Source organism: Caballeronia cordobensis (genome assembly GCF_001544575.2).
In the GTDB taxonomy this organism is placed as follows: domain Bacteria; phylum Pseudomonadota; class Gammaproteobacteria; order Burkholderiales; family Burkholderiaceae; genus Caballeronia; species Caballeronia cordobensis.
In genome coordinates this window covers 1-14,650 of sequence record NZ_FCNY02000004.1, presented here as the reverse complement: position 1 = coordinate 14,650, position 14,650 = coordinate 1, and the positions used below count along the sequence as shown (strand labels likewise).

11 protein-coding genes are annotated in these 14,650 nt (G+C 66.9%); 6 read left to right on the top strand and 5 right to left on the bottom strand.

The window, feature by feature from the left end; translation table 11 throughout:
• The first annotated feature begins 72 nt into the window (after nt 1-72).
• Both AWB70_RS08815 and AWB70_RS08810 read left to right on the top strand, forming a co-directional pair.
• Entirely contained in the window at nt 73-1,191 is a 1,119-nt protein-coding gene (locus AWB70_RS08815) for a hypothetical protein (RefSeq protein ID WP_053572036.1), read from the top strand.
• Nucleotides 1,192-1,371: 180 nt separating this feature from the next.
• Nucleotides 1,372-3,852 carry a patatin-like phospholipase family protein gene (locus tag AWB70_RS08810; RefSeq protein WP_075644325.1) on the top strand — a complete coding sequence of 827 codons (2,481 nt, stop codon included), beginning with the start codon at nt 1,372-1,374 and terminating at the stop codon, nt 3,850-3,852.
• Between the two features lie 16 nt (nt 3,853-3,868).
• Here the strand turns inward: AWB70_RS08810 and AWB70_RS08805 are convergent, their stop codons facing one another.
• Nucleotides 3,869-4,270 (bottom strand): protealysin inhibitor emfourin, encoded by a 402-nt coding sequence (locus tag AWB70_RS08805; RefSeq protein WP_235024175.1) that lies wholly within the window; start codon nt 4,268-4,270, stop codon nt 3,869-3,871.
• Between the two features lie 5 nt (nt 4,271-4,275).
• On the bottom strand, nt 4,276-5,355 hold the full coding sequence (locus AWB70_RS08800) for a M4 family metallopeptidase (protein WP_053572038.1): 1,080 nt from the start codon (nt 5,353-5,355) through the stop codon (nt 4,276-4,278).
• A 178-nt stretch (nt 5,356-5,533) separates the two neighbouring features.
• On the opposite strand from AWB70_RS08800, the gene AWB70_RS08795 reads away from it, so the two are divergent.
• Entirely contained in the window at nt 5,534-8,761 is a 3,228-nt protein-coding gene (locus tag AWB70_RS08795; RefSeq protein ID WP_053572039.1) for an adenylate/guanylate cyclase domain-containing protein, read from the top strand.
• Nucleotides 8,762-8,808: 47 nt separating this feature from the next.
• On the opposite strand, the gene AWB70_RS08790 is transcribed toward AWB70_RS08795, so the two are convergent.
• Complete coding sequence (locus AWB70_RS08790; RefSeq protein WP_053572040.1) at nt 8,809-9,684, bottom strand: manganese catalase family protein; 876 nt, start codon at nt 9,682-9,684, stop codon at nt 8,809-8,811.
• Between the two features lie 272 nt (nt 9,685-9,956).
• Nucleotides 9,957-12,308: a hybrid sensor histidine kinase/response regulator gene (locus AWB70_RS08785; RefSeq protein WP_053572041.1), complete on the bottom strand. Its 2,352-nt coding sequence runs from the start codon at nt 12,306-12,308 to the stop codon at nt 9,957-9,959.
• A gap of 324 nt (nt 12,309-12,632) precedes the next feature.
• Here AWB70_RS08785 and AWB70_RS08780 point away from each other — a divergent pair, with 324 nt between their 5' ends.
• The 3 genes from AWB70_RS08780 to AWB70_RS08770 all read left to right on the top strand — a co-directional run bounded on the left by AWB70_RS08780 (nt 12,633) and on the right by AWB70_RS08770 (nt 14,083).
• On the top strand, nt 12,633-13,004 hold the full coding sequence (locus AWB70_RS08780) for a CidA/LrgA family protein (RefSeq protein ID WP_053572042.1): 372 nt from the start codon (nt 12,633-12,635) through the stop codon (nt 13,002-13,004).
• Nucleotides 13,001-13,735: an LrgB family protein gene (locus AWB70_RS08775; RefSeq protein WP_053572043.1), complete on the top strand. Its 735-nt coding sequence runs from the start codon at nt 13,001-13,003 to the stop codon at nt 13,733-13,735. The genes AWB70_RS08780 and AWB70_RS08775 overlap by 4 nt, the downstream gene beginning before the upstream one ends.
• 114 nt (nt 13,736-13,849) lie before the next feature.
• Entirely contained in the window at nt 13,850-14,083 is a 234-nt protein-coding gene (locus tag AWB70_RS08770) for a DUF2934 domain-containing protein (protein WP_053572044.1), read from the top strand.
• Between the two features lie 161 nt (nt 14,084-14,244).
• Here the strand turns inward: AWB70_RS08770 and AWB70_RS38975 are convergent.
• A partial coding sequence (locus AWB70_RS38975) for a hypothetical protein (protein ID WP_200826403.1) occupies nt 14,245-14,650 on the bottom strand: 406 nt, incomplete at its 5' end.

The following is a 14,650-nucleotide window of genomic DNA, read 5'->3' as shown; positions in this document are numbered from 1 at the left end:
CCCGCGCAGCCCCGGCATCGGGCCGCGATATTTGCAACTGGATGAACGACGGTCGAGGAAATCGGAGGAACCATGCACAAGCTCAGCTCGATGGCGCTGGCGGCAGCCACGCTCGCGCTCACGGCATGCGTCGACATGCCCAGCATTTCCCATCAGAACGTCGGCGAGGCCGACACGCTTGCCACCAAGGCGGACTCGCGCCTCGTCTATGCGCGCTCCCGCAACGCTCCCGCAGCGCCGCACGATGTGATCTGCGCCGAGCCCAGTCCCGAGGTGGCGAAAGCCTTCTCGACGGCATTCGGCGCGAGCGCCGAGGCCGAGGCGAAGGCGATTCCCGCGCTGTCGCAGGCGGGCGACGTGCGCGGCGCGCTGGCCGTGTCGCGCGCGCGCAGCGAGGCGATCGCCCAGCTCGGCAAGCGGCTCGGCACGATCCAGTTGTTGCGCAACGGGCTTTTCAGCGCATGCGAAGCCTACGCGAACGGCGCGATTTCGCCGATCAGCTACGCGTTCCTGCTGAGCCGTTTCGGCGATGTGATGGTCACGTTGCTGGCGGTGGAAATGGTGTCCGGCGACGGCATCGCGTCCGATGGCACGACGACCGAAGCAACGGCGCCGCCGCCCGGGACCGGAAAGTCGGCGCCCGGCGAGGCGCCGCAGGACGGGTCCGCGCCGGGCGCTCAGCCGGTGGCCGCGGACGGCGCGCCCGCGGCGATGAAGAAGGTGGCCGCCGTCAAGAAGGCCGGCACGGCCGATCAGGCGAACGCTCAGGGCGGCGATGCGGCTCCGGACAAGAGCGCACCGGGGGCGCACACGTCGGCGTCATCGACCCCGGGACAGGCCACCAAGGCCGGACTCAGCGATGCGCAGACCACGGCGATCGTGCAGTTGCAGCAAGCGTATCTGCGCGGCAGCGAAGCCGGTCCGCTGGTGCTGGCCTGCGCCGTCGCGCTGGACGACAAAGCGCAAGCCGGTGCCAACGGCGGGCCGCTCGCGCAGGCGGGATCGGGCGATTTGCCTTCCGTGTGCAGCGCGTTCCTTGGCGAATATGGACGCATGGTGGTGGATACCGTGAAGTTCGAACGCCGGGCCGAAGCGCAAGCCATGCTCGAAAAGGCGAGGGCGTCGATAAAAGACAGCCAGCCCAAAGAAGTTGAGACGGCAGGTTCAGTCAGGAATGCCGCCAACAATTGAGCGCGGCGGACGGTCGATCGTGAGCCCTGCTACGCAAACCTTGCACGATCGCGTTGTTTGGCCAAACTCGACGCCTTGTCCGCCATCCGATTTGCATAACCGGGCCGAGCGAATTTAATACAACGAGATCCGTTCTCATCGGATGGTTCCGGCAGCACCTGCTCACGAGGTGTACGAATCATGACTACCGTCCCCGCGCCCCGGCACTCGCACCGGCTCGACTGGCTCGTCAGGAAGCTCTCCCCAGCCATGCCGTGGCTGTTTCTCGCCTTGCGGCGCGCGCTTATTCCCACTGTGTGCCTCGTCATCCTCGCCGCGCTGTTCTATCTGGTGCCGCAAAGCCGCGAAGTGCTGCTCGGGCTGACGGAGCCGCCGCAGACCGGCCCGCTAAGTTCGACGCCGCTCAGCGTGGTGAACTGGACAGCCCTGATTTCGTACTACGTGGCGTCTTCCGTGCTCGCGCTCGCCGTGTGGTATAGCGCGCGCCTGCTCTGCACCGTGGAGGCGTGGCTCGGCATGCCGGCGGCGTGGAAGATACGGAACCTCGGTCCGCGCTGGCAGGCCCAGGTCTACAACCCGGCGGCGATGCGCTTCAAGGACAGCGACGGAGACAGCATCCGGCGGGCCATCAAGTGGCTGCCGCGCGCGTATGGCGTGCTCGCGCTGTCGGCCTCGATGGGCGCGCTGATCTTCGCCACCCTCATCTGGACGGTCGAACGCGGCACGGCGCTTGCCGTGACGACGCTGGCCATTATCGGCCCGCTGCTCTTCGTGTGGGGCGTGGCAATACGGCAGGCTGCCATGCAGAGCACGTCGAAATGGACGCAGCGCGCCGGTATCGTGATGGTGGCGGGCATAGTGATTTTCTGCGTCGGGCTCGGCCTCGCCTTGCTATTCCTGGACATGGCGAATTTTGCAGTCTGGCTGATCGACGTCACGGCATCGCTGCTGCCCGCGGTGCTGCTGGCGTTCGTGCTGTGGCGGCGCACGGTTTTCACACGCTGGATCGACAAGGAGTTCTGGGCGGAGTCCGCGCTCGATTTCGAAGACGTGATCGGACGCGTCGCGCTTTTCAGCGGCGCGGGACTGGTCGTGCTCGTGCTGCTCGCGGAGTTGAAGGCGGCCTATGTGCGAAGCGTCGGATCGGCGGCCACGGTCATGATCTTCCTCGCGGCGGCCGTGCTCTTCATTGCCGGATTGCAACTCTTTCTGCGCAGAATTTCACGCTCGGTGCCCGGCCTGACGTCCGCCGCGGCGATCGTCGTGTTCATTCTCGCGAGCGTCGCCGGCTGCGAGCCGCTCGGCAAGGAAGGGCTCAAGGCGCACGCCCGGACGGCCCCCGTCAACGCGATGCTATCCGGCGGCGCGGCGGGTTCGTCAGACGCGCCGCCGACACCGCGCCTGATCGTCAACGCCTATGGCGGAGGCTTGCGCGCCGCGATCTACACGTCGCAGGTGCTCGCGCGCGCCGACGACGCCTCGTGCGGCGAATTCGGCAAGCACATCGAAGCCATGAGCGGCGTGTCGGGCGGCAGTCTCGGCATTGCCGTGTATCTCGTTGCGCGGCAACAGCTCATCGCGCACGGTGATCCGTGGGCGCCGTGCGAGAAGGCGACGAAAACGCCGCTCACGGACGTGGTGGCGCGCGCGCTCGGGCAAGACCACCTTTCGCCTGTCATCGCGCGAACGCTCAGTCTGGACCTCGTGCCCTTCACGGACCCGGCGCGCGGGCAGGCCATTCTCGATAGCTGGAATGATGCGCTGGCGGATGCGCTCAAGCTCGCGTTTGCGCAGCAGGACGCACTGAAGCATCCGCCGCCGGGTCACGTGGACGACTTCGACGCGCCCCTTGCCATGAAGCTCGCCGATCTGAGCGGTGGCATCTCGCCGAAACCGCTGGTCTTCTTCAATACGACCGACGCCGACAACGGGAACATCGTGTGGTTTTCGAATGGCGCGAACAGTGCGGCGTCGAGCAGCTTCGGCGATTCATCGGCAAACGGGCTGATGGTCGGTCAGGCGGTGTTGCATAGCGCGCGGTTCCCCATCGTCACGCCGGCGGGCGAATTCATGCAAGGGAAAACAACGCATCGGCTGGTCGATGGCGGTTACGCCGACAATTCCGGCGCGCAGACGCTCATGGACCAGCGCGCACGCGTGAATGACGGGAAGTCGAGCAATGTCGTGCTCATCGATATCGACGGCAATCCGCCCGCGGTCTTCACGATCCACAAGTCGGGGCAGGACCATGAGTGCAAGCCGGACAAGCAGCTCGCGATTCCGACCGCACTTCTCGCGCTCTTGCAGGCGCGCTCGGCTCACGCGGAGCAGGCGGTGAAGCGGCTCGCGGACGCGCTGCCCGCTTGCACGGACAGCGCCGACAAAGCCCATTGCCTCAATCCCGTACGGCTGAGCGCCCCATTGGACGACAACGAGAAGTTGAGCGTGGAGCGTCAGTGCGACCAGTTGAAGCGAGCCCGCACGGCGCCGCTCGGCTGGTACACGGGCAACGAGACCGCCGCGACGGTTGCAGAAGCGGCGTACAGGACAGCGGACGACCTATGCCGGCGCGCTGGACTGAAAGAGCCCTGCATATCGCCCAAGCCGCGCGATGCATCGCCAAAAGGGCGCAGGGCTTTACTCGCCGATTCCGCGCCGTGACCGTGCGCTCCCGCCCTCAACGATGCCCGTGCGCTTTGATGAACGCCATCAGCGCTGCAAACGCGGGCGGCACGGAAGGATCGGCGCAGCTTAACTCTTTCGTGCCATCAGCGAAGGCGATGCGAATGCGATAGCTGCGCCCGTCAGGCACCGGTTTCGATGCCGCCGCGCGCGGGGCGGCCGGCTCCGCGCGGGCGGCGGACGCGAGCCGCGCAAGCTCGTCGCGCTCGTCAGCCGACAGAGCGTTCTCGTCGAGCACGATCGGCCGCGCAAGGCCAGGAAAGAAGCCCACGCCTCCGTCGATGAACAGTTCCGCTTGCATCGGCAGCTCCTCGTTCTGCGCGTTATCGGTCATGCAGCCCGCCGCGATGAGACAGGCCATGGCGAGCCCGGCCCGCAGGCCTCGCAGACCTGTCATCCGGCTCACAGCACACCGACCGTGTCCCACGCTTTGCTGACCGCTTTCGACTCGGCGCTGCCCGCGCCGAAGAGCCGGTTCGCGTTGGACACCGTGAGCCGCGCGAAAGTCTTGAAGCTGGCGGTGGGCTTGATGTGCGAATCGTTCAGCGTCTCGTACCAGACGCGTCCGGCCTTTTCCCACGCGTAGCCGCCGAGGTCGAGCGCCGCCAGGCAGAACGCGCGATTCGGAATGCCCGAGTTGATGTGAACGCCATGATTGTCCTGCGCGGTATTCACGTAATGGGCCATGTCCGCCGGCTGCGGGTCCTTGCCCAGCACGGGATCGTCGTATGCGGTGCCGGGCTCCTTCATGGATCGTAGCGCGACGCCTTTCACGCCGCTCGCAAGCAGTCCCGCGCCGATGAGCCAGTCCGCCTTGTCCGCTTTCTGCTTCAGCGCGTATTGCTTGATGAGCGAGCCGAACACGTCGGACACGGACTCGTTGAGCGCGCCGGCCTGCCCGGAATAGGCGAGATTCGCCGTATGCTCGGTCACGCCGTGCGTGAGTTCATGTCCGATCACGTCGAGCGCGATGGTGAAGCGATTGAACAGCGTGCCGTCGCCATCGCCGAACACCATCTGCTGGGAATTCCAGAACGCGTTGTCGTACTTGTCGCCGTAGTGGACCGTGCCGATCAACGGCATGCCCGCGTCGTCGATCGAATTGCGCTGGAATATCTCCAGATAAAACTCGAAGGTCGCGCCGAGCCCGTCGTAGGCTTCGTCAACGCTCACGTCCTTGGATTTCGGCGCGCCCTCGGCCCTGACCAGCTTGCCCGGCAACGTCTCGGTGTGATTGGCGGTGTAGATGCTTCGGTGTACGGAAGGAACGGCGGGTGCCGGCGCCACGGCCCCGCCGCGTCGCGGCGCGAGCAGCGCCGCCTGCACGGAGCGAATCTGCCGGAACGTATGATCAGTCGATAAAGTATCGACCGCCGCGACGCGCTGCGATGGCGTGCCGTTCTTCGCGATTTCCTTGAGCATATGCGGCGGCAGAATGCAGTAGATCGAAGGAACGCCGCGATGCCCGATGTGATTGCACATGATCTTCTTCCTCCTGAGAGTAGATGAATCCGGCGTGCTGCTAACGAACGGTCGGTCGGGTCGAGGCCCGGAACCGGCGGTATCCAAGGCATTCTATGCAGTCCGCAGGGCGGCGATACGTCTTTCTTGCTGCGTGCTATCTTTGACCGGTACGAACGTCTTCCGCCGGGGAGAGATCGTGGACGTCGCCGTGTGGTTGCGCAGCCTCGGAATGGAGCGTTACGAACCCGCGTTCCGCGAGAACGCCATCGACGAGGACGTGCTGCGCCAACTCACCGCGGACGATCTGAAGGAACTCGGCATCGCGTCGGTCGGTCATCGGCGCAGGCTGCTCGATGCGCTGGCCGAACTTCGGGCGCAGGCGAGCGAGGCGACAGGCGAGCGGCGGCAAGTCGCGGTGCTGTTCGCCGATCTCTGCGGCTACACGGCAATGAGCCGGGAAGCCGATCCGGAAGACCTCGTCGCGCTGCTCGACCACTACTTCGAGCACGTCGACCGCATCGTCGATCAGCACGGCGGACACATCGACAAGCATGTCGGCGACGCCATCATGGCGGTGTTCGGCGCGCCGGTTTCGCATGGCAACGATGCCGAACGGGCCGTGCGCGCCGCCCTCGCAATCGGCGACGCGATGCCCGGCCTGTCGCGCGCGCTCGGCCGCACGCTTGTCGCGCATATCGGCATTGCGGGCGGCGAAGTCGTCGCGAGCGGCACGGGCAGCGCAACGCATCGCGCGTACACCGTCACGGGCGACACGGTCAATCTCGCCTCCCGGCTCACCGACGCGGCCGGACCCGGCGAGATTTTGATATCGGACGCGGTGCGGCGTCCGCTGGCGAGCCGGCTCGATTGCGTGGAGCGCGGCGCGCTTTCGGTCAAAGGCTTCGCGCAACCGGTTTCGGCGTGGTGCATCGCCGGTTTTCGGCGCGCGACGCCGGATCGCGCGTTTGCCGGACGCCAAGACGAATTGCGGCGGTTTCGCGCAACGCTGCGCGCATGCCTCGAGACCGGGCGCGGAAGCGTCGTCGTGCTGCGCGGCGAGGCGGGGATCGGCAAGACGCGCCTCGCCGTGGAATTCGAAAGCGAGGCGCGCGCGTCGGGCTTCGCGTGTCACGGCGGCCTCGTGCTCGACTTCGGCGCGGCGACCGGGCGCGGCGCGGTCCAGTCGCTCGTGCGCGGCCTGCTGCCGGCCGGCGATGCGGCCGTGGAACGCGCGGCCAGCGACGGTCTGATCGATGCGAGCGACGCCGTCTTTCTCAAGGATCTCGTCGATGCGCCGCTGACGTTCGACGAGCGCACCGTCTACGAAGCGATGGACAACGCCATGCGCGTGCGCGGCCGGCGCAACGTCCTCGCGCGGCTGGTCCGGCGCGCGAGCCGCCGGCAGCCGCGCATTTTGTCCGTCGAGGATGTTCACTGGTCGGATGCGCAAACGCTTCGCGATCTCGCCGATCTCTCAGCGGCGGTGGCTGACTGCCCGGCGGTGCTGCTGCTGACGGCGCGCACGTCCGGCGATGCGGCCGGCGAACCGTGGCGCTCGGCGGCCGGCGCGCGATGCACGCTGATCGATCTCGGCCCACTCAGCGCGGACGAGGCGAATGCCATGGCCGGATCGTTTCCCGGCGCGGACGCGGATCTCGCGAAACGCTGCATCGCGCGAGCGGCGGGCAACCCGCTCTTTCTCGAACAGTTGCTCAACAACGCGGAGGAGAGCGCGGGAACCGGCGTGCCGGGTTCGGTGCGAAGCCTCGTGCAGGCGCGGCTCGACCGGCTTCATTCCGGCGACAAGTCGGTCTTGCAGGTGGCCTCGGTGCTTGGCCAGTACTTCGAGCGCGATGCAATCGAGCATCTTTTGGACGGCGCGGGCGCCGCATTGGAGCCGCTCGTGATGCGCGTCCTGTTGCGGCGGCAAGGCGGCGGGTTCATCTTCCATCACGCGCTGATTCGCGACGCCATCTATGACGGGCTGCTGAAAAGCCGTCGCCGGGAATTGCATCGCCGCGCGGCGCACTGGTATGGCGAGCGCGATCCCGTGCTGCGCGCCGAGCATCTCGATCGCGCGGAAGACCGCGAGGCCGCGCTCGCCTATTGCGATGCGGCGCGCGCGCAGGCTGCGCTCTATCGCTACGAATCGGCGCTTGCGCTGACCGAACGCGGGCTCGCACTCGCGGATACGAACGGCGAGCGCGTCGCGCTCGAATGCCTGCGCGGCACGATCCTGCACGATGTGAGCGACATGACGGCGGCGCTTGCGGCATTCGAGACCGCGCTCGCGCTCGCCGCGACCGACGCCGAGCGTTGCCGCGCGTGGATCGGCTGCGCCACGGTGAAGCGCGTGATCGACGATCTCGACGGCGCCTGGGCCGATCTCGATCATGCCGCCGCCGCGGCCACCGCGCAGGGGCTCGTGCGCGAAGAAGCGCGCATTCACTTCCTGCGCGGCAATCTGTGCTTTCCGCGCGGTGACCGCGACAACTGCGTGCGCGAGCACGGGCGCAGCCTCGCGCTCGCCCACGAAGCGGGCGATCCGGAACAGGAAGCGGCGGCGCTCGGCGGAATCGGCGACGCGGAGTACATGCGCGGACGCATGATCAGCGCGCACGACGCCTTCAGCCGCTGCATCGACGTATGCCGGCGCCACGGCTTCGGGCGAATCGAAGTCGCCAATCTGCCGATGCGCGCCATCACCGCGTGGTTCGCGGGCAACGCGCGCACCGGCCTCGATGCGGCGCTCGCCAGCGTCGCCGCGGCGCAGAAGGCGGGGCATCTGCGCGCGCTCGCGGTGGCGCATCACGCCGCGTGGCACTGCCTGCACGATCTCGCGCAGTGGGAGCGTGCGGGGGAGCATGTCGGCCCGGCGCTGTGGTGCGCGCGCGAACTGAAGTCGAAGCGGTTCGAAGGCGAAGCGCTCGCGCTGCGCGCGGAGTTGCATCGTCTGGCTGGACGGCGCAGTGAAGCGCTCGCCGATATCGCGCTGGCGTTGTCGATCAGCCGTGAAACCGGCATGACGTATCTCGGCGCGCACTATCTCGGCATCCTCGCTCATGCGACCGATGACATCGCCGTGTTCGACAGCGCGCTCGCAGAAGCCGAAGCGTTACTCGTCGCGGGCGCCGTAAGTCACAACCACTTTCTCTTTCGACGCGACGCGATCGACGCCTGCATCGATCGCGGTCTCTGGAATGCGGCCGCGCAACAGGCCACGGCGCTCGAAGATTACGCGCGCTGCGAGCCATCGCCGTTTTCGCGCTTCTTCGTCGCTCGCGCACGGGCGCTCGTTTCGTGGGGGAGCGGCGAAGCGATCGCGCCCGACGCGCTTCGGCGGCTGCGGGAGGAGGGCGCGGCGTTGGGATTTCTTCATGCGCTGCGGGAGATCGACGACGCGCTTGCCGGCGGGACGGCCTAGTCACGCCGGCGCTGCCTGACCCTTCCAGGCAGCGCCGCTTCAGCGTACTACGCGCCGTTCGCCTTGCCCGCGCCAAGATCCGCGCCCGTAGTCGGATCTGCCGACGGATCCGACGCCGTGCGCGATGCCATCGCCTGCAGCACCTGCACGTCCGCCTCGGTCACGGTGACGGTGGCGGTGCCGTCGCCGCCATCCACGGCCGGTTGCGGATCCTCGACGAACTCCCAGTCGCCGCCCTCGTTCCACGGCCCGCGCGCGTCCTCGCCCTTCGAGAGGTTGAAGTACACGCTCGCGAACTCGGGGTCGCCCGGCAGCTTGCCTTGCGGAAAGTTCGGCTGGATCGCGTGCAGCGCCTTCTCGAACGACTTCTGATGCGCGATCTCGCGCGTCATCAGAAAGCCCAGCGCGTCCTTGATGCCGGCATCTTCCGTCACGTTGATGAGCCTTTCGTAGACGATCTTCGCCCGCGCCTCGGCGGCGATGTTCGAGCGCAGATCGGCGGTCGGCTCGCCGATGGTGTCGATATAGGCGGCGCTCCACGGCACGCCCGCCGAGTTGGTGAGCGGCGTGCCCGCGCCGTAAAGCACCTGCGTGATGTGCGAATCGTTGCCCGCGCCGGTCAGCGAACGATAGAGCTCGGCTTCCTGCTCCACGGCCTCGGCGAGATGGCCCTTCGCGCCCTTGTTCAGCATCGCGACGATGGAGCCGATGATCTCCAGATGGCTCAGTTCCTCGGTCGCGATATCGAACAGCAGATCCTTGCGGCCCGGATCGTCTTCGCTGACGGCTTGCGTGAAGTAGCGCATCGCGGCGCCGAGCTCGCCTTGCGGCCCGCCGAACTGCTCCAGCAGCAGGTTGGCGAGACCGGGATTGGGTGCGCCCACGCGGACGGTGTATTGCAGGCGTTTGTTATGGACGAACATTTGAACGACTCCTTTTTCAGAGCGAGCGAAGCCCTTCGCGGACTTCGCGCGAATCGTTGAGATTGAATGGTGTGCTCGTGCAGCGGCCGGGAGGAACGCACAGGCGTCGCTTTCGGCCGTGAGGCTGCGGTCTCAGCGCGTCGGAATTGCGCTGGCGTCGTGCGGCGGGAACCGCGTCGTCAGGAGGAGGCCGCTCGTCCGATGGGTTCGGTGGCAGCAGCCCGCAAGCGCTTCAGCAACGGGTATGCCACCGGGCAAAACGCCGCTCGCGCCTATTGCTGAAAGCCTCTCAGGACCGCGCCGAGCTCTTCGAGCGTGAAGGGTTTGCGCAACGCCGCCCATCGAAATGACATCGAGGGCAGCGCCGGCATTTCATACCCCGAGGAAAACACGACGCAGATCGACGGCTGGTCGCGCGCCGCCCGCCTCGCGAGTTCGACGCCGTCCATGGCGGGCATGCTGAGGTCGGTCATGAGCACGTCGAACGCCTCTTGCTGCAGGCGGTCCAGCGCCTCGTGGGGCGAGGTCGTCGAAGTCGCCGCATGGCCGAGCAGACGCAGTTGCTCGTTCATCGCCTCGCAGAGATTGGCGTCGTCGTCGACGAGCAGCACGCGCAGTGTGCGCCCGCCGGCCGCCGATGCGTCCAGCGGGCTGCTCGCCGGCGTCGCGGGTTTCGCGCGGTCGAGCATGCTGCGGATCTTGCGGGCGAGCTGATCGCGGCCGTAAGGCTTGCTCAGAAGCTCGACGCCCGGATCGAGCCTGCCGCCGTGAACGATCGCGTTCTGCGTATAGCCCGACGTGAACAGCACCTTCATGTGCGGCAGCATGCGCGAGGCCTGCGCCGCCATTTGCGTGCTGCTGATGGGGCCGGGCATGACCACGTCGGAAAACAGCAGGTCGACGTCGATGCCGCTGCGCAGCACCGTGAGCGCCTGTTGCGCGTCGTCGGCCTTGAGCACGCGATAGCCGAGTCCCGTCAGCGTATCGACGGCGGTGGACTGCACTTTCGGATCGTCTTCGACGACGAGGATGGTTTCGCTGCCGCCCTTGACCGGCGCGGCGTGCGCGCGCGGCGGCGGCTCGATCGCCTCGCCCGTCGAGCGCGGCAGATAGATCTTGACCGACGTGCCGTGACCGATCTCGCTGTAGATCTTGATATGCCCGCCGCTTTGCTTGACGAAGCCGTACGCCATGCTGAGGCCGAGGCCCGTGCCCTTGCCTTCGGTCTTGGTCGAAAAGAACGGATCGAACGCGCGTTCCAGCACGTCCTGCGGCATGCCCGTGCCCGTATCGGTGACGGCGAGCAGCACGTATTGACCTTCGGCGACATCGGGTTCGGTGGCGACGTACTGATCGTCGAGCATCGCGTTGGATAGCTCCATCGTCAGCCGGCCGCCGTCGGGCATCGCGTCGCGAGCGTTGATGGCGAGATTCAGCACCACGTTTTCGAGTTGATGGATGTCGACGGACGTGTTCCACAGCCCGCCCGCAACCACCGTCTCCACGCGCACGGTCTCGCCGAGCGCGCGGCGCAGCAGGTCGTCCATGCCGCGCAGCGCCGCCGCGAGGTTGATGACCACCGGCTGCAACGGCTGCTGGCGGCCGAACGCGAGCAGTTGCGACGCGAGCTTCGAGCCGCGCTCGACGGCTTCGATCGCCTTCGTGATACGGTCGCGCGTCCACGCATCGCGGTGATGCCGGCTGTCGAGCAGTTCGAGATTGCCGCGCAGCACTTGCAGCACGTTGTTGAAATCGTGCGCGACGCCGCCGGTCAGCTTGCCGACGGCTTCCATCTTCTGCGCCTGAAAGAGCGCCTTGCGCGTTTCTTCGAGCACGCGGCTGGCTTCCATGCGTTCGGTGATGTCGCGCGTGATCTTGGCGAAGCCGGCGAGCGTGCCGCTTTCGTCACGGATCGCGTCGATCACGACGTGCGCCCAGAAGCGCTTGCCGTCCTTGCGCACGCGCCAGCCTTCGGCTTCGAACCGTCCTTCCCGCGCCGCGATGGACAGGCCGCGCTGCGGCAGGCCGGCCGCGGCGTCTTCCCGCGTGTAGAAACGCGAAAAGTGCGAGCCGATGATTTCATCGGACTGGTAGCCCTTGATGCGCCGCGCGCCCGCGTTCCAGTTCGTGACGATGCCTTCGGGCGACAGCATGAAGATCGCGTAGTCCGTCACGCCGTTCACGAGCATGCGAAAGCGCTGTTCGCTCTCGACGACGGCTTCGTGGGCGATGCGCTTGTCGGTCATGTCGCGGACGATCTTGCCGAAGCCGAGCAGGCGGCCATGCTCGTCGACGAGCGCGGTGATCACGACGTTGGCCCAGAATCGCGCGCCGGACTTGCGCAGACGCCAGCCTTCGGCTTCCGAGCGTCCGTCGCGCCGCGCGGCGTCGAGCAGGGCAGTGGCGCTGCCTTTTTCGCGATCTTCCGGCGCATGGAAGATATCGAACGACCGGCCGACGACTTCCTCGGGTTGAAAGCCGTGGATCTGACGCGCGCCCACGTTCCACGTCTCGATCATGCCTTCGGGAGACAGCCCGATCACCGCATAGTCGCGCACACAATTGATCCACCGGCGGCACCAGTCGTCGGGAATGGAAAAATCGTCGTGTTCGTCGGCTTGCATTGTCTGGTCCCCGTTTGCCGCATTGTTTCGCTCTGAGCATGGCGCACGTGAATGCGCGCGAGCCTTTGCGTATCTCGCATTTGACCACGACTGCGCCGTTGCCAGCGATGCGCGGTTCTACGCGGCTTGCTTCGTCACCAGCCTGGAACGTCGATGTCCGCGCTCGCCGTGCAACCGTAACGCATCCTTTACGTACTGAGAAGGCCGCAATTGCGACCGTAGATTCGATCAAGTGTGCGACCATTCCGCGTCTGCCGGGCTGTACGAAACGCTCGTGCGGCGGTCTTTTCCCGAACCCCGTTCGATGTCTCGAGGAACATTGCCTTGCTTGCTGCGCTCGCCACCTTGCTCGTCTTCCAGTGTCTGGGAGAGGGCCTTTCGTATCTTTTCCGTATTCCCGTGCCGGGGCCGGTGGTCGGCATGCTGCTGCTGCTCGGCTATGTTGCGGTGCGTCCAGCCGCCGCCGCGGCGCTCGAAGGCACCGCGCTCGAAATCCTGAGGCACCTGTCGCTGCTGTTCGTGCCGGCGGGCGTCGGCATCATGGTCTCGGCGGGCGCGCTGCGCGGCGATATGCTCGCGGTCGTGCTGTCCGTCGCGATCAGCACGGCATTGGCGATCGCGGTGACCGCGCTCGTCATGCGCGCGATGTTGCGCCGTCAGCGCCGCGTGCCGGGCGGACCGGGAGAGGGCGCATGACCGGCGTGCCGCGCATCGGCGCGATCTGGGTGTATCTCGCGGCCACGCCGCTGCTCGGGCTGACCATTACGCTGCTGGCCTATCTCATCGCGCAGCGCATCTACGCGGCGTGCCGCTTCAACCCGCTCGCCAATCCGGTGCTGATCGCGGTGGCGATCGTCGTCGTCGTGCTGAAGACCAGCGATACGCCTTACGAAACCTATTTCGATGGCGCGCAGTTCGTCCATTTTCTGCTGGGCCCGGCGACCGTTGCGCTGGCGCTGCCGCTCTACCGGCAGTTGCCCAACCTGAAGCGGCTGGCGTTGCCGATCGTCGTGAGCCTCGCGGCGGGCTCGCTGACCGCGATCGTGTCGGCGGTGTCGGTGGCGGCGTTGCTGGGCGCGTCGCGGCAGTCGATCGCGTCGCTCGCGCCGAAATCCGCGACGACGCCCATCGCGATGGCCGTCGCGAAGGAGATCGGCGGCTTGCCGTCGCTGACGGCGGTGCTCGTCATCACGACGGGCGTGTTCGGCGCGGTCACGGCGCGCGGCATCCTGAATCTGTTGCGCGTCACGGATGTCGAAGCGCGCGGATTCGCACTCGGCGTCGCGTCGCACGGGATCGGCACGGCGCGCGCGTTTCAGGTGAGCGAGGAAATGGGCGCGTTCGCCGGGCTCGGCATGGGGCTGAACGGTATTTTCACGGCGTTCGTCGTGCCGGTGATGTTGCCGGTTTTGTCGCGGTTCTTGTGAATTTCCGGATGGGGCTTGCGGGGTGCGCCGTCCGCGGCACGACGGTTGCTCAGCCGATGAGGGTGCAAGTGTTCAGCGAATCGCCGCCACATTGTCGCGTTACGGGAGAAAGTCATGGACGAGCAGAAAGAGCAAGACCGCATTCGTCGCCGCGCTTACGAACTCTGGGAACGCGAAGGCAGCCCCGAGGGTCGCGCCGAAGAATTCTGGCAGCAGGCGATAGAGTCGCTCGGCGCGGAGGATGCGTCGGGTACGGGCGGGGAACAGTCCGCGAGCACCGATAGCGACGGTAGCGCTGGGCAGGGCGAACGCCCGGCCGAAGAGAAGAGCGCCACGACGACGAAGTGATGGTGTGAGGTTGAGGTTGGTCTTGGCATGCGCTTGATGTCGCTGTGCGTTTTGCGCTTCGATGCTTGAGCTTTCCGGAATATGTTCGGAGAGCTTGTAAAAGATGGAAGGTGAGAAGCCGATGCCCCCGTTTAAGGGGCATCGGCTATTTCTCGTGCTGATCAAGCGATCAGTAAGATTGATGGTCGGACTGCGAACCGCTTATCGACCGCGGCCGCCGCCACCGCCACCCGCGCCACCACCACCGCCACCGCCAGAACCGCCGCCACCGTGGCCGCCGCCGCCATGACCGCCGCCGCCGTGGCCACCGCCTGAGCCGTTGCCGTTGCCGCCGCCGTTGCCGCCGCCATTTCCGCCGCCACCATTCCCACCGCCATTGCCGCCGCCACCGTGGCCACCGCCGCCGTGACCGCCACCTGAGCCGCCGCCGCTGCCACCACCGTTACCGCCACCATTACCGCCGCCGCCATGGCCACCACCGGAACCGCTGCCGTTGCCGCCACCGCCGCCGCCGCCGTTGCCGCCGCCGCCATGGCCGCCACCGGAACCGCCGCCGTTGCCACCACC

Excerpts from the sequence above, each read along its gene's own strand:
- AWB70_RS08815 (WP_053572036.1), top strand. The coding sequence starts at position 73 with ATGCACAAGCTCAGCTCGATGGCGCTGGCGGCAGCCACGCTCGCGCTC.
- AWB70_RS08810 (WP_075644325.1), top strand. The coding sequence starts at position 1,372 with ATGACTACCGTCCCCGCGCCCCGGCACTCGCACCGGCTCGACTGGCTC.
- AWB70_RS08805 (WP_235024175.1), bottom strand. The coding sequence starts at position 4,270 with ATGACAGGTCTGCGAGGCCTGCGGGCCGGGCTCGCCATGGCCTGTCTC.
- AWB70_RS08800 (WP_053572038.1), bottom strand. The coding sequence starts at position 5,355 with ATGTGCAATCACATCGGGCATCGCGGCGTTCCTTCGATCTACTGCATT.
- AWB70_RS08790 (WP_053572040.1), bottom strand. The coding sequence starts at position 9,684 with ATGTTCGTCCATAACAAACGCCTGCAATACACCGTCCGCGTGGGCGCA.
- AWB70_RS08785 (WP_053572041.1), bottom strand. The coding sequence starts at position 12,308 with ATGCAAGCCGACGAACACGACGATTTTTCCATTCCCGACGACTGGTGC.
- AWB70_RS08775 (WP_053572043.1), top strand. The coding sequence starts at position 13,001 with ATGACCGGCGTGCCGCGCATCGGCGCGATCTGGGTGTATCTCGCGGCC.
- AWB70_RS08770 (WP_053572044.1), top strand. The coding sequence starts at position 13,850 with ATGGACGAGCAGAAAGAGCAAGACCGCATTCGTCGCCGCGCTTACGAA.